Below are 17,164 nucleotides of genomic sequence, written 5' to 3' on the forward strand. Positions count from 1 at the left end.
GCCCCCCGGCGGGTTCCGTCCCACCTAGCGCCGACCCGCGAGGCAGACCCCCGTGAATCTGGACGACTTCTCCGACCTGATCGAACGCCCCGACGGGGGCGTACGGCGTGATGCCGAGGAACGCCGGGAGCGGCTCGCCGTTCCCGTCGGTGCGCTCGGCCGCCTCGACGAGCTGGGTGAATGGCTGTCGGCCGCCCAGCAGTCGGTGCCCGTCAAGGCGGTCGGGCAGCCGCGTGTCGTGCTGTTCGCCGGTGATCATGGGGTGGCGGAGCTGGAGGTCTCCGGGCGGGCCGCGGGGACCGCGTACGACCTCGTCCGCGCGGTGCTGGACGGCGCGAGCCCCGTCGCCGTGCTGGCCCGGCGCTTCTCCGTCCCCGTACGGATCGTGGACGCCGGCCTGGACTGCGATCCGGAGCTGCTGCCCGAAGCCGTCGTACGCCACCGGGTGCGGCGCGGCAGCGGCCGGATCGACGTCGAGGACGCGCTGACGGCCGAGGAGGCGGAGCAGGCCGTACGCCTCGGGATGCGGATCGCCGACGAGGAGGCGGACTCCGGCACTGATCTGGTGGTGCTGGGCGATCTGAGCGTCGGCGGTACGACGGCCGCCTCGACGCTGATCGCCGCCCTGTGCGGTACGGACGCCTCGGTGGTGACCGGGCGCGGCGGCGCGGGCATCGACGACCTGGCGTGGATGCGTAAGTGCGCCGCGATCAGGGACGCGCTGCGGCGGGCCCGGCCGGTCCTCGGTGACCAGCTGGAGCTGCTGGCGGCCGTGGGCGGCGCGGACCTGGCGGCCATGACGGGGTTCCTGCTGCAGAGCGCGGTGCGCCGGATGCCCGTGGTGCTGGACGGGGTGGTCTCGGCGGCCTGCGCACTGGTGGCGCAGCGGGCGGCCTTCCGGGCGCCGGACTGGTGGCTGGCGGGGCAGCTCAGCGGGGAGCCGGCCCAGTCGAAGGCGCTGGACCGGATGGCGCTGACCCCGTTGCTGGACCACGGCGTGACGGTGGGCGAGGGAAGCGGTGCCCTGCTGGCGCTGCCGCTCGTCCAGGCCGCGGCGGCGCTGGCGGCGGAGCTGCCGGAGCGCGCCGCGGAGCCCTCCGCGGAGTCCGCCTCGGAGCCTGGCTCGGAGTCCACGTCGGATTCCGCTTCGCCGGAGAAGGAAGAAGCGGCGGCCGAGGAGCCGTCGAAGGCCGCGGACACGACCGCCTGATCACCGCTCCCGACGGGCGGCCCGGTCGGCGTGCCTCAGGTTCCGCCGTCGGGAGAGGGGCCCGGCAGCGGGGTCCTGTCCGGCGCCCCACCGATCAGGTCCTGGAAGCGGCGCCGGGGTCCGGCCCAGCGGACGTCGTGGTGATAGGCCCTCAGCAGCGCCCTGGCGCGGGCCCGGTGGCGCCTGCGGTAGAAGCGCTTCGCCCACGGAGAGGCGGGCCGGGCCAGGCGGAGCGCCGCGATCAGCGCGATGAACGGGACGAGGGTGCCGAGGACCGCCATCCTGGCCTTGCCCTTGAACAGGGCGATCAGGACGAAGCCGAAGTTGACGACGTAGGTCAGGACGACGCCCAGCCTGTTCTGCTGCTGCTCACCGCTCAGTTCGTCCACGCCGAGCGGTGAGAAGCCGGCGAGCACGAGCAGGACGAGCGAGGCGGTGAGGACGACGACCTCCACGCTCTGGCGGCCCTCCTCGGTCCAGTACACGTCGTCGAGGTGCAGGATCAGGGCGAACTCGTCGAGGACCAGGCCGGCCCCCACGCCGAAGACCACCGCGAGGATCGCGGCCGCGACACCGTGCTGACCGCTCGCGACCGCTCCGAAGCCGCCGATCACCGTGAGCACGACGCCGGGCACCACGTGGTGGACGTGCACGCCGCCGGGCGTGATGTTGCGGAACGGGCCCTTCCCGGCCCTGATCATCCGGGTGACCGTCCGGGTGACGGCGAAGGTCAGCACGAACGCGCTCAGGGCGAGGAGCAGGGGGAGCTTGCCGGGCTCGACGATGTTCTGCTGGAACCAGTGACCCATGCCACCTCCGCCGTCCGGACAGCCACATGTGCGGCTTATGTGTCACTCTGCCCAATCCGGCACGCCGCCGCACCGGCTAGCCTGCGCGCGGTGACCTCCCTGAACAGCCACGGCCCGCGCTTCGCCTTCGGCACCCTGACCGCGCTCCCCGTCCGCGTCTCCCGCTGGGACCGCGGTACCGCCCGCGCCGGCATGCTGTGCGCCCCGCTCGCCGGACTCGTCGTGGGAGTGCTCGCGGCGGTCCCCGGGGCGCTGTTCCTGTGGGGCGGGTCGGGGCCCCTGGTGGCGGCGGTCGCCTCCGCCGCGCTCCCCGCCGCACTGACCCGTGGGCTGCACCTGGACGGACTCGCGGACACCGCGGACGGGCTCGGCAGCGGCAAGCCGGCCGAGGACGCGCTGCGGATCATGAAGCAGTCGGACATCGGCCCGTTCGGCGTGATCACACTGCTGTTCGTGCTGCTGGCGCAGGTCGCCGCGCTCCACGAGCTGTACGGCCGCGGCTGGGCGGAGGGCGCGCTGGGCACGGTCGCCGCCGCCGTCACCGCACGGCTCGCGCTCACCCTGGCCTCGCGCCGCGGCGTCCCGCCCGCCCGTCCGGAGGGCCTCGGCGCGGCGGTGGCGGGCACCGTCCCCGTCCGGGCCGCGGCGGCCGTCGTCTGCGCGGTGGTCGTCTGCTGCGCGGCGGCCGGTGCCCTTCTGGACGGGTACGGGACCGGCCTGCACCACGCCCTCGCCGCCCTGGCGGGCCTGGGCGCCGCTCAGCTGACGCTGCGTCACTGCGTGCGCCGCTTCGGCGGGGTGACCGGTGACGTGTTCGGCGCACTGGAGGAGACGGCGGCCACGGTGACGCTGCTGGCGCTGTCCCTCGGCCTCTCGTGACGGAGCCCCGAAGGCCCCGCACGGCCGGGCCGGCCCCCCGTACGGCCCCGCCCCCGTGAGCCTGGTGCTGGGGCGCGCGTAGGCTCGTTCCCGGCGCGTCACGGCGGGATCTGCGATGCGCCGGGCACGGTCGGCCACCCTCTCGACCAACACAGACCGGCACACAACTCAACGGAAGCGAGATTTCACCACCGTGACTGCTCTCACTCTCAGCACCTCAGGTGCGGCGACGCTGCGCGCCGACGCACTCGTCGTCGGCATCGCCAAGGGAGCCAAGGGGCCGGTCCTCGCACCGGGCGCCGAGGCCGTGGACAAGGCGTTCGACGGAAAGCTCGCCACCGTCCTGGAGACCCTGGGTGCCTCCGGTGCCGAGGGCGAAGTGACCAAGCTCCCCGCCCCGTCCGGCGTCAAGGCCCCGGTCGTCATCGCGGTCGGGCTCGGTCCGGTCCCGGCGAAGGACGAGGGGTACGAGGCCGAGGCGCTGCGCCGGGCCGCGGGCTCCGCGGCGCGTGCGCTGAAGGGGTCGAAGAAGGCCGGGTTCGCGCTGCCGGCCGAGACCGCCGAGGACGCCGGGGCCGTCGCGGAGGGCGCCCTGCTGGGCGCGTACGCGTTCACCGCCTACCAGGGCGGCGAGAACAAGCTCGCCCCCAAGGGGGCCAGGTCCGACGCGAAGCTGCCGCTCGCCGAGGTCGCCCTGCTCGGCGCCAAGCCGCGTGACAAGGCCTTCAAGGCCGCCGCCGAGCGCGCCGTCGCGGTCACCGAGGAGATCAACCGGGCCCGCGACCTGATCAACACCCCGCCGAACGACCTGTACCCCGAGTCCTTCGCCGCCGTGGCCACCGCCGCCGGCAAGGAGCACGGCATCAAGGTGCAGGTCCTCGACGAGAAGGCGCTCGTCAAGGGCGGCTACGGCGGCCTGCTCGGCGTCGGCCAGGGCTCCACGCACGGCCCGCGCCTGGTCAAGCTCGCCTACACCCACCCGAAGGCGGAGAAGACGCTCGCCCTGGTCGGCAAGGGGATCACCTACGACTCGGGCGGCATCTCGCTCAAGCCGGCGGGCCACAACGAGACGATGAAGTGCGACATGAGCGGCGCCGCCGCCGTGTTCGCCGCCGTCGTCGCGGCCTCCCGCCTCGGCCTCCAGGTCAACGTCACCGGCTGGCTGGCGCTCGCCGAGAACATGCCGTCCGGCAACGCCACCCGCCCCGGTGACGTGCTGCACATGTACAGCGGCAAGACCGTCGAGGTCCTCAACACCGACGCCGAGGGCCGGCTCGTCCTCGCCGACGCGCTGACCCGCGCCTCGGAGGAGAAGCCGGACGCGATCGTCGACGTGGCGACCCTGACCGGTGCGATGGTCCTGGCGCTGGGCAACCGCACCTTCGGTGTGATGGCCAACGACGACGCGTTCCGTACGTCGCTCCACGAGATCGCCGAGGAGGTCGGCGAGGCCTCCTGGCCGATGCCGCTCCCCGCCGACCTGCGCAAGGGCATGGACTCCCCGACCGCCGACATCGCCAACATGGGCGAGCGGATGGGCGGCGGCCTGGTGGCCGGCCTGTTCCTCAAGGAGTTCGTGGGCGAGGGCATCGCCTGGGCTCACCTGGACATCGCGGGCCCGGCCTTCCACGAGGGCGCGCCGTACGGCTACACGCCCAAGGGCGGCACCGGGTCCGCCGTCCGCACCCTGGTGCGGCTGGCGGAGCGGACCGCGGCCGGCGACCTCGGCTGAGTCCGGAGCCGGCACCGCGGGTGGACCCCGCGCGCGAGGTTCGCTCGCGGCGCAGACGGCCCCGGGCATACGTCCGGGGCCGTCGGTGTTCCTCACGGTGGATCCGACCGGCATATTTCCGGAAATATGTACGTATCGGCAACAATCCGGTCCGGATCTTCGTCCGGCCCGGAGCAGGGGCCCGCGTCCCGTCCGGACTCAACAAGTGCGAAGATGGGTTCTCGGCAGGACAGGGCCCCCACCACAGGGCCGAAAAACGCAAGCGGCCGAACACCAGCCGACCGGCCGGTCACACCCCAGCGACGGGGCCCGGCGTACGGCGCACATGCATGGAGGACGTGACGTGGCGAACGACGCCAGCACCGTTTTCGACCTAGTGATCCTCGGCGGTGGTAGCGGCGGTTACGCCGCGGCCCTGCGCGGAGCTCAGCTGGGCCTGGACGTCGCACTGATCGAGAAGGGCAAGGTCGGCGGCACCTGCCTGCACAACGGCTGCATCCCCACGAAGGCGCTGCTGCACGCCGGCGAGATCGCCGACCAGGCCCGCGAGGCCGAGCAGTTCGGTGTGAAGGCCACCTTCGAGGGCATCGACATGGAGGCCGTCCACAAGTACAAGGACGACGTGATCTCGGGCCTGTACAAGGGCCTGCAGGGTCTCATCGCCTCGCGCAAGGTGCACTACATCGAGGGTGAGGGCCGTCTCTCGTCGCCCACCTCGGTGGATGTCAACGGTCAGCGCGTCCAGGGCCGTCATGTCCTGCTGGCGACCGGCTCCGTGCCGAAGTCGCTGCCCGGCCTGGAGATCGACGGCAACCGCGTCATCTCCTCGGACCACGCCCTGAAGCTGGACCGGGTGCCGAAGTCCGCGATCGTCCTGGGCGGCGGCGTCATCGGCGTCGAGTTCGCCTCGGCGTGGAAGTCCTTCGGGGCCGACATCACGATCGTCGAGGGCCTGAAGCACCTGGTCCCGGTCGAGGACGAGAACAGCTCGAAGCTTCTTGAGCGCGCGTTCCGCAAGCGCGGCATCAAGTTCAACCTCGGCACCTTCTTCGACAAGGCCGAGTACACGCAGGACGGCGTCCGGGTGACCCTCGCCGACGGCAAGACCTTCGAGGCGGAGGTGCTGCTGGTCGCGATCGGCCGCGGCCCGGTCTCGCAGGGTCTGGGCTACGAGGAGGCGGGTGTCGCGATGGACCGCGGCTACGTCCTCGTCGACGAGTACATGCAGACCAACGTGGAGACGATCTCGGCCGTCGGCGACCTGGTCCCGACCCTCCAGCTCGCGCACGTCGGCTTCGCCGAGGGCATCCTGGTGGCGGAGCGGCTCGCCGGACTCAAGACCGTGCCGGTCGACTACGACGGCGTGCCGAAGGTGACGTACTGCCACCCCGAGGTCGCCTCCGTCGGCATCACCGAGGCCAAGGCCAAGGAGATCTACGGTGCGGACAAGGTCGTCGCCCTCAAGTACAACCTGGCGGGCAACGGCAAGAGCAAGATCCTGAAGACCGCGGGCGAGATCAAGCTCGTCCAGGTCAAGGACGGTGCCGTGGTCGGCGTCCACATGGTCGGTGACCGTATGGGCGAGCAGGTCGGCGAAGCCCAGCTGATCTACAACTGGGAGGCGCTGCCGGCCGAGGTCGCGCAGCTCATCCACGCCCACCCGACGCAGAACGAGGCGATGGGCGAGGCTCACCTGGCCCTGGCCGGCAAGCCTCTCCACTCCCACGACTGATCCAGTCCCGGGGACGACCGACCACTTCACACTTTCGTAAGGAGCAACTGAAACCATGTCGGTTTCCGTAACCCTTCCGGCGCTCGGCGAGAGCGTCACCGAGGGCACCGTCACCCGCTGGCTGAAGGCCGAGGGCGAGCACGTCGAGGCCGACGAGCCGCTGCTCGAGGTCTCGACCGACAAGGTCGACACCGAGATCCCGGCGCCCGCCTCGGGCACCCTCGCGTCCATCAAGGTCGCCGAGGACGAGACCGTCGAGGTCGGCGCCGAGCTGGCCGTCATCGACGACGGTTCGGGCGCGCCCGCCGCTGCGGCTCCGGCCGCCGAGCCGGAGGCCGCTCCGGCCCCGGCCGAGGAGGCTCCGGCGCCCGCCGCCGAGGCCCCCGCCGCGGAGGCCCCCGCCGCCGAGGCTCCCGCCGCCGCTCCGGCCGGTGGCGCCTCCGGCACCGACGTCACCCTCCCGGCGCTCGGCGAGAGCGTCACCGAGGGCACCGTCACCCGCTGGCTGAAGGAGGTCGGCGAGGAGGTCGCGGAGGACGAGCCCCTGCTCGAGGTCTCCACGGACAAGGTCGACACCGAGATCCCCGCCCCGGTCGCCGGTGTGCTGCTGGAGATCGTCGTCGGCGAGGACGAGACCGCCGAGGTGGGCGCCAAGCTCGCCGTCATCGGCGCTCCGGGTGCCGCACCGGCCGCCGCTCCGGCGGAGGCCACTCCGGCTCCCGCCGCCGCCCCGGCACCGGCTCCCGCAGCCCCCGCCCCCGCCCCCGCGGCACCGGAGGCCCCGGCCGCACCGGCTCCCGCAGCCCCGGCCGCCCCTGCTCCGGCACCGGCCCAGGCCGCGCCCGCAGCTCCGGCTCCGGCTCCGGCTCAGCCCGCCGCTCCGGCACCGGCCGCGCCTGCCGCACCTTCCGGTGACGACGGCGCGTACGTCACGCCGCTGGTCCGCAAGCTCGCCGCCGAGAACGGCGTCGACCTGGGCTCGGTCAAGGGCACCGGCGTCGGTGGCCGCATCCGCAAGCAGGACGTCGTCGCCGCCGCGGAGGCCGCCAAGGCCGCCGCTCCGGCTCCCGCCGCCGCCGCTCCGGCGGCCAAGGCCGCGCCGAAGCTCGAGGCGTCCCCGCTGCGCGGTCAGACGGTCAAGATGACCCGCATGCGCAAGGTCATCGGCGAGAACATGATGAAGGCGCTGCACTCGCAGGCCCAGCTGACCACGGTCCTCGAGGTCGACATCACGAAGCTGATGAAGCTGCGCAACCAGGCGAAGGAGTCCTTCGCGGCCCGTGAGGGCGTCAAGCTCTCCCCGATGCCGTTCTTCGTGAAGGCGGCGGCCCAGGCACTGAAGGCCCACCCGGTCGTCAACGCCCGGATCAACGAGGGCGAAGGCACCATCACGTACTTCGACTCGGAGAACATCGGCATCGCCGTGGACGCCGAGAAGGGTCTGATGACCCCGGTCATCAAGGGTGCGGGCGACCTGAACATCGCCGGTATCGCGAAGAAGACCGCCGAGCTGGCCGGCAAGGCCCGTGGTGGCGGCCTCACCCCGGACGACATGTCGGGCGCGACCTTCACCGTCAGCAACACCGGTTCGCGCGGTGCGCTGTTCGACACGGTCATCGTGCCGCCGAACCAGGCGGCCATCCTGGGCATCGGTGCCACGGTCAAGCGTCCGGCGGTCATCGAGACCGCCGAGGGCACCGTCATCGGCGTCCGTGACATGACCTACCTCTCGCTCTCCTACGACCACCGTCTGGTGGACGGCGCGGACGCCGCCCGTTACCTGACCACGGTCAAGGCGATCCTCGAGGCGGGCGAGTTCGAGGTCGAGCTCGGTCTCTGAGACGTACAGCTGTAACCAGCCTCACCAGCGGCGCCCCCGTCCGGAACACTTCCGGGCGGGGGCGCCGCCGTATTGTCTAGACACCACCGGTCGTCCCCGGCCACCGCATCGGTGAGCAGCACCGGTTTGTTCGCCCGAAGGAGCCCGTCATGACCCCGCCCGTCGTCCACTCGCTGCGCGAGCAGATCCGCGAGCACATCGTGGAGGGGATAGTCAGCGGGCGCTGGAAGCCGGGCGAACGGATCGTGGAGCGCCGCATCGCCACCGAGCTGGAGGTCAGCCAGACGCCCGTGCGGGAGGCCCTGCGGGAGCTGGAGACGCTGCGGCTGATCGAGTCGGCGCCCAACAAGGGCGTCCGGGTGCGCAATCTGACCGCGGGCGACCTGGAGGAGAGTTATCCCGTACGGGCCGGTCTCGAGCAGATCGCGGCGGAGCTGGCGGCCCCGTCGCTCGGCGAGGACTGCTCGGCGCTCGCCCCGCACGTGGCGGCGCTGTACGAGGCGGACCGGCTGGCCGACGGCGAGGCGCAGGTGCGGCACACGGTGGCCTTCCACCGGGAGATGGTGCGCGCCGCGGGGAACGCCGTGCTGCTGCACACCTGGGAGGGGCTGGGCATCGAGGTGTTCACGGCCCTGTCGATCCGCTGGCTGGGCACCGTGCAGAAGTCGTACGCGGAGGAGCACGAGGCGCTCATCGAGGCGTTCCTGCGCCGGGACCCGCAGATCGCCGTGATGGTGAAGGAGCACGTCCTCGGGTGCGCGCCGCGCGCCTGAGCTCCGGCGCCTGACGGGTCCGCACATCTGGGTCGCGCCCCGCTCGACCGTGCAGGTCAGCGCCCGTTTCGCCCCCTTGATCCCGTCACTCCGTGCCCCGTTTCGCGGCACCGCATGCCACTTTTCTTCATATCGAGAAGTTTTGCCCTTCACCCTTTGATCGATCATCGATCGGAGACTTACAGTTCAGTCGCGGGCCCACCCGGCCCCATCGCCCTGTCCTGCCAGCCAGGGACTTCTCCACCCCCTCCCACTCCGGAAGGCGGCGATCATGACCGACCCCGTAGCAACGCTTCCGAGCGAGCTCGACCAGCTCCCGGACCGCGACCCCGAGGAGACCGCCGAATGGGCGGCCTCCCTCGACGCCGTCACCAAGGCCGCGGGCCCGCACCGCGCCGCGTACCTGATGCGGCGTTCGCTCCAGCACGCTGAGGGCGCCGGCATCGCGCTGCCCAAGCTGCTGGAGAGCGATTACGTCAACACCATCCCCACCTCCGCCGAGCCCGCGTTCGACGGCGACCTGGAGATGGAATCGAAGATCACCGCGTGGAACCGCTGGAACGCGGCCGCGATGGTCACCCGTGGCGCCCGGTACGGCGTCGGAGGCCACATCGCCACGTTCGCCTCGGCGGCCTGGCTGTACGAGACAGGCTTCAACCACTTCTTCCACGGCAAGGAAGGTGACGGCTCCGGCGACCAGCTCTACATCCAGGGCCACGCCTCGCCCGGCATCTACGCCCGCGCCTTCCTCGACGGCCGCCTGAGCGAGCAGCAGCTCGACAACTTCCGTCAGGAGTCGGGTGGCGACGGCCTGCCGTCCTATCCGCACCCGCGGCGGCTGCCCTGGCTGTGGGAGTTCCCCACCGTCTCGATGGGCCTCGGCCCGCTCTCGGCGATCTACCAGGCGCGCTTCAACCGCTATCTGACCAACCGCAAGATCAAGGACACGTCGAACTCGCACGTCTGGGCCTTCCTGGGCGACGGCGAGATGGACGAGCCCGAGTCGACCGCCGCCCTCGCCCTCGCGGCCCGTGAGCAGCTCGACAACCTGACCTTCGTCATCAACTGCAACCTGCAGCGTCTCGACGGCCCGGTCCGCGCCAACTTCCGCGTGGTCCAGGAGCTCGAGGGTGCCTTCCGCGGGGCCGGCTGGAACGTCATCAAGACGCTCTGGGGCAACGCCTGGGACGAGCTGTTCCAGCTCGACACCACGGGCGCGCTGATCCGCCGCCTCCGTGAGGTCCCGGACGCGCAGTTCCAGACGTACGCGACGCGCGACGTGGCCTACATCCGCGAGCACTTCTTCGGCACCGAGCCCGCACTCGCCGAGCTGGCCAAACTCCTGAGTGACGCGAAGATCGCCGAGTGCTTCTACAGCTCCCGCGGCGGCCACGAGGCCCGCAAGGTGTACGCGGCCTACCGCGCCGCCCTGGAGCACAAGGGCGCTCCGACCGTGATCCTGGCCCAGACGGTCAAGGGCTACACGCTCGGCAAGGGCTTCGAGTCCAAGAACGCCAACCACCAGATGAAGAAGCTGTCGATCGACGAGTTCAAGAGCATGCGCGAGCTGCTCGGCCTCCCGATCCCGGACAGCGCCTTCGAGGACGGGCTGGTCCCCTACGGCCACCCGGGCGCCGACTCCCCCGAGGTCCGCTACCTCCAGGAGCGCCGTGCCGCCCTCGGCGGTCCGGCCCCCGCCCGCCGGGTGCACGCCGCCGCGCTGCCCCAGCCTGAGGAGCGCGCCTTCAAGGCCCTGTACAAGGGGTCCGGCAAGCAGGAGATGGCCACCACCATGGCGTTCGTCCGCCTGGTGAAGGACCTGATGCGGGACAAGGAGACCGGTAAGCGCTGGGTCCCGATCGTCCCGGACGAGGCCCGTACCTTCGGTATGGAGTCGCTGTTCCCCTCGGCCGGCATCTACTCGCCGATGGGTCAGACGTACGACCCGGTCGACCGCGACCAGCTGATGTACTACAAGGAGGCCAAGGACGGCCAGATCCTCAACGAGGGGATCACCGAGGCCGGGGCCATGGCCGACTTCATCGCCGCCTCCACGTCGTACGCGACGCACGGCGAGACGATGATCCCGTTCTACATCTTCTACTCGATGTTCGGCTGGCAGCGGACCGGCGACCAGATGTGGCAGCTCGCCGACCAGCTCGGCAAGGGCTTCATCGTCGGCGCAACGGCGGGCCGTACGACGCTCACGGGTGAGGGCCTCCAGCACGCGGACGGCCACTCGCACCTGATCGCGTCCACGAACCCGGCGTCGCTGAACTACGACCCGGCGTTCGCGTACGAGATCGCGGTGATCGTCAAGGACGGTCTGCGCAGGATGTACGGCCCCGAGGCCGAGAACGTCTTCTACTACCTGACGGTCTACAACGAGCCGAAGCAGCAGCCCGCGATGCCGGAGGGCGTCGAGGAAGGCATCGTCAAGGGCCTGTACCGCTTCAAGGAGGGCACACCCGCCTCGGCGGACGCGCCGCGCCTCCAGCTGCTGGGCTCCGGTACGGCGATCCACTGGGCCCTGAAGGCCCAGGAGCTGCTGGCCGCCGACTGGGGCGTCACGGCCGACGTCTGGTCCGCCACCTCGTGGGGCGAGCTGCGCCGCGACGCGCTGGAGTGCGACGAGGCGCTGCTCCGCGGCGAGGAGCGCGTGCCGTACGTGACCCAGGCGCTCTCCGGCGCGCCGGGCCCGGTCCTGGCGGTCAGCGACTGGATGCGCGCGGTCCCGGACTCCATCAGCCAGTGGGTGGAGCAGGACTGGTCCTCGCTGGGCACGGACGGCTTCGGCCTCTCCGACACCCGTGAGGGCGCCCGGCGCCACTTCGGTGTCGACGCCGAGTCCGTCGCGGTCGCCGCGCTGGCCCAGCTGGCCCGCCGTGGCGAGATCCCGGCCTCCAAGGTCAAGGAGGCCCGGGAGAAGTACGGCCTCTGAGAGGCCGGGAGCCGGAAGGCCGTCTCCCTCCACACCGCAGGGCGGGCTCACTTCGAGCCCGCCCTGCGGTCGTTCGCGCACCGTGCCCCTACCGCGAGCACACGTCCGTCGCATGAAGCCCGGCACAACGAATCAATAACGTGAGGGGATGAATCCGAGCTTCCGCGCAACGCGGGGCGGTGTTCGGCGGTCTAGGAGGGCGAGTCCTACGCCTCTCGGGCGACGGGTCGGCTTCCGGGGGGAACCGGACGGCACAGATCTGTCCCCTGAGCGGCGATTTATGGGCTCATACGGGTATATCTACCGAGTACCGTTTCGTGCGATTGGGCCGGGTATCCCCCACTACCCCCCGGCACGGCCTTGAGGGGACGCAGTATGACCACTGCCGAAAAGCTCGCACCGCACACGCTGCGGGCCACGATCGTCGTTCCGATCTACAACGCCTCGCACTACATCGAGTCGTGCGCCCCGTCCCTGCTCCGGCAGAGCATCGGGCCCGACCGTTACGAGGTCCTCTATGTCGACGACGGATCGACCGACGACTCCGGGGAGCGCCTGGACCGGCTCGCCGCCGCCCACGCGCACGTCCGCGTCATCCACCAGGAGAACTCGGGCTGGCCGGGCAAGCCGCGCAACGTGGGGGTGGCGAGCAGCAGGGGCGAGTTCATCCAGTTCGTGGACCAGGACGACGAGCTGGGTGAGGAGGCCCTGGAGCGGCTGTGCGCCCTGGGCACGAAGAACGGGTCGGACATCGTGCTGGGCAAGGTCGTGGGGACCATGCAGCCGCCCAGTACCGTGTTCGCCCGGACCATCGACCGCTGCTCGGTGCGCGACCACTCGCTGATGGATTCGCTCACCCCGCACAAGATGTTCCGGCGGTCCTTCCTCCTGGAGAACGGCATCACGTTTCCCGAGGGCAGATGCCGGCTGGAGGACCAGCTGTTCATGGCCCGCGCCTACGTCGCCACCGAGCGGGTCTCCGTGCTGGCCGACCACCCCTGTTACTACTGGATGCGCCGCGAGGACAGGGGCAACAACAGCAGCGCCCCGATCGACGTCAAGGGCTACTTCGGCAATCTCCGCCAGGTCGTCCAGGCCCTGAAGGCCGGCACGGAACCGGGCCCCGAGCGCGACGCGCTGCTGCGCCGCACCTACCGTGTGGAGATCCTCCACCAGGTGAGCGAGCCCCGGGTGCTCAGTTCCGCCCTGGACGTGCGATCCCGGTTCGAGACGGTCCGGCAGCTCGTCGCGGACGAGTTCTCCCCCGGCGTACGGGAAGGGCTCCCGGCCGTGCAGCGGCTGCGCGCGACGCTCCTGGAGGACGGCCGCCTCGACGGTCTGCGCGCCCTGGCCGAGCGCACCCGCACCCTGCGGGCACGGGCCGATGTGGGCCGGCTGCGCTGGCGGGACGGCAGGCTGACCGCCCCTCTCCGGATGGAGATGACGCACGCGGACGGCACGCCGGTGGTGATGGTGGAGCGCGACGGGCGCCTGCTGCTCGATCCCCGGCTGCTGGAGGGGAACCCGGCCGTCACGGAGTGGGAGATCGGCGACCCCTTGCGCGCGGCGTCCGCCCACGTCCTCCTGAAGGACCGCAAGCGCCCCATGGGCTGGTTCCCGGCCTGCGACCTCAGGGCGGCCCTCGTCCCCGCAGGCCCTGGGCGGCGCCGGCTGGTCGTCCGGGGCGAGCTGGAGATCGACCCGCTCACGGCGGCCGGGGGCGGCCCGCTGCAGCGCGGGGTCTACGACGTGCGGGGCTCGCTGCAGCTGCTCGGCGTGGGCAGGAGCGTCCGGATCGAAGGCGACCGGCGCGGTGAGCTCACCGCTGCCGGAGCCACCCGGGTCGGGCCCGGAGCCGTCGGCGTCGTTCCCTACTGGACCGCCGGGCGCACGCTCGCCGTCGACGTGGACGAGTTCTACCACCGCATGGACGCCCTCCCGCCGCGCAGATGGACCGTGCACATCCCGGCACCGGCGCGCCGCCCGCTCGGCCGGACCTGGCGCGGCCTGCGCGCGATGGCTGCCCGGCGCTGAGCCCGTGTCCCCGCGCCGCGCCTCCATGGCCCGGGCTCCCTGTGGAGGTGCGGCGCCGGCCCGCACAATGGCCGCATGCGTGCTGCCCGGCTCATCAAGATGGTGCTGCTCCTGCAGTCCCGGCCCTCCATGACCGCCGCCCAGCTGGCCGAGGAGCTGGAGGTCTCGGAGCGCACCGTCACACGGGACGCCCAGGCGCTCTCGGAGGCGGGCGTGCCCGTGTACGCCGACCGCGGCCGGGCGGGCGGCTACCGGCTCGTGGGCGGCTACCGGACGCGGCTCACCGGGCTGGCCCGCCATGAGGCCGAGGCGCTCTTCCTGTCCGGGCTGCCCTCCGCCCTGCGCGAGATGGGGCTCGACGACGCCGCCTCGGCCGCCCGGCTGAAGGTCTCGGCGGCCCTGCTTCCCTCGCTCCGGGACGCCTCGCGCACCGTCGCGCAGCGCTTCCATCTGGACGCCCCCGGCTGGTACCACGAACCGGCCACTCCTCAGCTGCTGCCCGCCGTCGCGGAGGCCGTCTGGGACGACCGGCTGGTCCGGGCGCGCTACGGACGCCCCTCGGGCGAGGTGGAGCGGGAGCTGGCGCCGTACGGGCTCGTCCTGAAGGCCGGGGTCTGGTATCTGTGCGCCCGGGCCGGGGAGGACTTCCGCGTCTACCGGATCGACCGGTTCGCCGCCGTCGCCGTCTCGGAGACCCGCTTCGTGCGGGACGAGGACTTCGACCTGCCGCGCTTCTGGGAGGACCGGGCCGCACAGTTCGCGCGGTCGATCCTGCGTACCGAGGTGACCGTGCGGCTCTCGGAGGCGGGTGTACGACGGCTGCCGCACGCCATGGACCGGGCGGCCGTGGACGAGGCCCTGGCCGGGGCCGCCGCGCCGGACTCGGAGGGCCGGCGCACGGTGGTCCTGCCGGTGGAGTCCGCCGAGGTGGCGTACGGCCAGCTGCTGTCCCTCGGGCCCGAGGTGGAGGTCCTGGCACCCGCCGCCCTGCGCGAACGCTTTGCCGATACCGCCGAACGCCTGCGCGACCTCTATCGCTGAAGTGGCCCGGAAGTGACGTCGAAGGCTTCAATTCGGTGTCTGGGCGTGCGTCGCCCGCCGCCGGGGCAGATGCTGGACCCGTGATGGACGAGACGGAGTTCTGGGAGATCATCGACAGCACCCGCGAGGCCGCCGAGGGCGACCCCGAGGACCACGCCGACCTGCTCGTCGAGCGGCTGGTGCGGCTCGATCCCGACTCCGTGCTGGACTTCGCCAGGCACTTCGAGGCCCGCTACAACCGCGCGTACCGCTGGGACCTGTGGGGCGCGGCGGCCGTGCTGCTCGGCGGGGCGAGCGACGACGCCTTCGACTACTTCCGCTGCTGGCTGATCGCGCAGGGCCGCGAGGTCTTCGAGGGGGCGGTGCACGACCCGGACAGTCTGGCCGAGCTGCTGGAGGACTTCGACGAGGAGCTCGACGGGGACGGCGAGGAGCTCGGTTACGCCGCCGACGAGGCGTACGAGCAGCTCACCGGCGTCGTCGCTCCCGACCTGGGGCTGCCGGCACAGGCGGCGGAACCGGTGGGCACGCCTTTCGGCTTCGACGACGACACGGCGCTGGCGGAGCGCTACCCGGCCCTCTGGGAACGCTTCGGCCCGGTCTGAGCCCCGGACGGGCGTCCGGGGTTCACGCCGTCAGTGAGCGGCCCATCAGGACGTCGTCGACATACCGCCCGCCCAGGAAGAACTCGCCGGGCAGGACGCCCTCGACGGCGAAGCCCTCGGAGGCGTAGAGCGCCTGCGCGGCCGTGTTGTGGCCGAGCACCCGCAGCGTGAGCCGTCCGGCGCCCTGCCGCCGCGCCTCGGCGTACGAGGCGCGCAGCAGCGCCCGTGCGACGCCCCGGCGCCGTGCCCAGTCGGCGACGACGAGGCCCTGTATCTGGCGGACGTGCGCGTTGCAGGCGAGCGGGGTCGGGCGGGCCAGCCGGATGTAGCCGGCCATGCTCACCTCGTCCGTGCCGGTGACCGCCTCGACGACGAGGTGTTCGCCGGGCAGGTGACGCGCGTCGAAGAAGGGCTCGTACGGCGGCTGCGGCCTCGGCTGCACGGCGTGGAGGGTCGACCAGGTGGCCCGGTCGAGCTCGCCGAGGGCGGTCCCGTCCTCGGGGACGGCGGGACGGACGGGCGCGAGGGACCGAAATCGTGGCACGGACATGCGTGCAACTGTGCCATGCGCGTCCGGCCCGTCCGACTACCGCGTGACCGGGTGCGCATGGGGCAGGATGGACGGCATGCTGCGTTCCCGAATCGCCGTCACCGGATCGACCGGACTCATCGGAGCGGCGCTCGTGCGCTCGCTGCGTGCCGACGGGCACGAGGTGGTGCGCATGGTGCGCCGCCCGGCCGCGACCGGTGACGAGGTGGAGTGGGACCCGAAGCGCCAGTACGTCGACGCGGCGGGCCTGGTGGGCTGCGACGCGGTCGTCCACCTCGCGGGGGCGGGGGTGGGCGACCACCGGTGGACGGAGGCGTACAAGCGGGAGATCCGTGACAGCCGGGTGCTGGGCACGGCGGCCGTCGCGGAGGCGGTGGCCTCGCTGGACGCCCCGCCGAAGGTGCTGCTGTCCGGGTCGGCCATCGGCTTCTACGGCGACACCGGCGACCGTGCCGTCGACGAGGGCGCGCCGCCCGGCGAGGGCTTCCTGCCGTCCGTCTGCGTGGAGTGGGAGGAGGCGACGGCTCCCGCCGAGGAGGCGGGCGTGCGCACGGTCCACGCGCGGACCGGTCTGGTCGTCTCCCGGCGGGGCGGAGCCTGGGGGCGGCTCTTCCCGCTGTTCAAGGCGGGGCTCGGCGGGCGCATGGGGAACGGCCGGCAGTACTGGAGCTTCATCGCGCTGCACGACCACATCGCGGCGCTGCGGCACATCCTGGACACCGAGGCGCTGTCGGGTCCGGTGAATCTGACGGGTCCCTCCCCCGTCACCAACGGCGAGGTGACGGCCGCCATGGGGCGGGTGCTGCGGCGCCCGACCCTGTTCACCGCCCCGGCGCCCGCACTGAAGGCCGCGCTCGGGGAGTTCTCCGGGGACGTCCTGGCCAGCCAGCGGGTGCTGCCCGGCCAACTTCTCGACTCGGGCTTCGCGTTCGCCTTCCCCGGCATCGACGACGCCATCCGCGCCGCACTGCGCTGACCACGGCCCGGCGCTCCCCCGGGCCCCGCAGCCGGCCGCCGT

Annotated in this window: 13 protein-coding genes; 11 read left to right on the forward strand and 2 right to left on the reverse strand. The window is 72.2% G+C overall.

Features of this window, described 5'->3' with window-relative positions:
- The first annotated feature begins 52 nt into the window (after window positions 1–52).
- Window positions 53–1,210, forward strand: a complete 1,158-nt coding sequence (gene cobT / locus ACZ32T_RS01935; RefSeq protein WP_467364853.1) for a nicotinate-nucleotide--dimethylbenzimidazole phosphoribosyltransferase — start codon at window positions 53–55, stop codon at window positions 1,208–1,210.
- Between the two features lie 35 nt (window positions 1,211–1,245).
- Here the strand turns inward: cobT and ACZ32T_RS01940 are convergent, their stop codons facing one another.
- Entirely contained in the window at window positions 1,246–2,019 is a 774-nt protein-coding gene (locus ACZ32T_RS01940; RefSeq protein ID WP_467364855.1) for a hypothetical protein, read from the reverse strand.
- A gap of 90 nt (window positions 2,020–2,109) precedes the next feature.
- Here ACZ32T_RS01940 and ACZ32T_RS01945 point away from each other — a divergent pair, with 90 nt between their 5' ends.
- The 9 genes from ACZ32T_RS01945 to ACZ32T_RS01985 all read left to right on the forward strand — a co-directional run bounded on the left by ACZ32T_RS01945 (window position 2,110) and on the right by ACZ32T_RS01985 (window position 15,596).
- Complete coding sequence (locus ACZ32T_RS01945; protein WP_467364857.1) at window positions 2,110–2,898, forward strand: adenosylcobinamide-GDP ribazoletransferase; 789 nt, start codon at window positions 2,110–2,112, stop codon at window positions 2,896–2,898.
- Between the two features lie 193 nt (window positions 2,899–3,091).
- A complete protein-coding gene (locus ACZ32T_RS01950) occupies window positions 3,092–4,630 on the forward strand; it encodes a leucyl aminopeptidase (protein WP_467271811.1) in 1,539 nt (512 codons plus the stop codon).
- 343 nt (window positions 4,631–4,973) lie between these two features.
- Window positions 4,974–6,362: a dihydrolipoyl dehydrogenase gene (gene lpdA / locus ACZ32T_RS01955; RefSeq protein WP_467271807.1), complete on the forward strand. Its 1,389-nt coding sequence runs from the start codon at window positions 4,974–4,976 to the stop codon at window positions 6,360–6,362.
- A gap of 55 nt (window positions 6,363–6,417) precedes the next feature.
- Window positions 6,418–8,202, forward strand: coding sequence for a 2-oxoglutarate dehydrogenase, E2 component, dihydrolipoamide succinyltransferase (gene sucB / locus ACZ32T_RS01960; protein ID WP_467364859.1), 1,785 nt, complete (start codon window positions 6,418–6,420; stop codon window positions 8,200–8,202).
- A 149-nt stretch (window positions 8,203–8,351) separates the two neighbouring features.
- Window positions 8,352–8,975 carry a GntR family transcriptional regulator gene (locus tag ACZ32T_RS01965; RefSeq protein WP_467364862.1) on the forward strand — a complete coding sequence of 208 codons (624 nt, stop codon included), beginning with the start codon at window positions 8,352–8,354 and terminating at the stop codon, window positions 8,973–8,975.
- Window positions 8,976–9,246: 271 nt separating this feature from the next.
- Window positions 9,247–11,916 carry a pyruvate dehydrogenase (acetyl-transferring), homodimeric type gene (gene aceE / locus ACZ32T_RS01970; RefSeq protein ID WP_467271801.1) on the forward strand — a complete coding sequence of 890 codons (2,670 nt, stop codon included), beginning with the start codon at window positions 9,247–9,249 and terminating at the stop codon, window positions 11,914–11,916.
- 375 nt (window positions 11,917–12,291) lie between these two features.
- On the forward strand, window positions 12,292–13,950 hold the full coding sequence (locus ACZ32T_RS01975) for a glycosyltransferase family 2 protein (protein WP_467364863.1): 1,659 nt from the start codon (window positions 12,292–12,294) through the stop codon (window positions 13,948–13,950).
- A gap of 75 nt (window positions 13,951–14,025) precedes the next feature.
- Window positions 14,026–14,991: a helix-turn-helix transcriptional regulator gene (locus tag ACZ32T_RS01980; protein WP_467364865.1), complete on the forward strand. Its 966-nt coding sequence runs from the start codon at window positions 14,026–14,028 to the stop codon at window positions 14,989–14,991.
- 83 nt (window positions 14,992–15,074) lie between these two features.
- Window positions 15,075–15,596 (forward strand): DUF4240 domain-containing protein, encoded by a 522-nt coding sequence (locus ACZ32T_RS01985; RefSeq protein WP_467271855.1) that lies wholly within the window; start codon window positions 15,075–15,077, stop codon window positions 15,594–15,596.
- 22 nt (window positions 15,597–15,618) lie between these two features.
- Here the strand turns inward: ACZ32T_RS01985 and ACZ32T_RS01990 are convergent, their stop codons facing one another.
- Window positions 15,619–16,146 carry a GNAT family N-acetyltransferase gene (locus ACZ32T_RS01990; protein ID WP_467271793.1) on the reverse strand — a complete coding sequence of 176 codons (528 nt, stop codon included), beginning with the start codon at window positions 16,144–16,146 and terminating at the stop codon, window positions 15,619–15,621.
- A 76-nt stretch (window positions 16,147–16,222) separates the two neighbouring features.
- Here ACZ32T_RS01990 and ACZ32T_RS01995 point away from each other — a divergent pair, with 76 nt between their 5' ends.
- Window positions 16,223–17,122, forward strand: a complete 900-nt coding sequence (locus tag ACZ32T_RS01995; protein WP_467271791.1) for a TIGR01777 family oxidoreductase — start codon at window positions 16,223–16,225, stop codon at window positions 17,120–17,122.
- The last annotated feature ends 42 nt before the right edge of the window (window positions 17,123–17,164 follow it).

The sequence above is a fragment of the Streptomyces sp. NPDC023573 genome (assembly GCF_055559735.1).

What these genes read in the sequence shown, in the direction of transcription:
- ACZ32T_RS01985 (WP_467271855.1), top strand. Translation starts at nt 15,075, where the DNA reads ATGGACGAGACGGAGTTCTGGGAGATCATCGACAGCACCCGCGAGGCC.
- ACZ32T_RS01940 (WP_467364855.1), bottom strand. Translation starts at nt 2,019, where the DNA reads ATGGGTCACTGGTTCCAGCAGAACATCGTCGAGCCCGGCAAGCTCCCC.
- ACZ32T_RS01990 (WP_467271793.1), bottom strand. Translation starts at nt 16,146, where the DNA reads ATGTCCGTGCCACGATTTCGGTCCCTCGCGCCCGTCCGTCCCGCCGTC.
- ACZ32T_RS01965 (WP_467364862.1), top strand. Translation starts at nt 8,352, where the DNA reads ATGACCCCGCCCGTCGTCCACTCGCTGCGCGAGCAGATCCGCGAGCAC.
- ACZ32T_RS01995 (WP_467271791.1), top strand. Translation starts at nt 16,223, where the DNA reads ATGCTGCGTTCCCGAATCGCCGTCACCGGATCGACCGGACTCATCGGA.
- ACZ32T_RS01975 (WP_467364863.1), top strand. Translation starts at nt 12,292, where the DNA reads ATGACCACTGCCGAAAAGCTCGCACCGCACACGCTGCGGGCCACGATC.
- sucB (WP_467364859.1), top strand. Translation starts at nt 6,418, where the DNA reads ATGTCGGTTTCCGTAACCCTTCCGGCGCTCGGCGAGAGCGTCACCGAG.
- ACZ32T_RS01980 (WP_467364865.1), top strand. Translation starts at nt 14,026, where the DNA reads ATGCGTGCTGCCCGGCTCATCAAGATGGTGCTGCTCCTGCAGTCCCGG.
- aceE (WP_467271801.1), top strand. Translation starts at nt 9,247, where the DNA reads ATGACCGACCCCGTAGCAACGCTTCCGAGCGAGCTCGACCAGCTCCCG.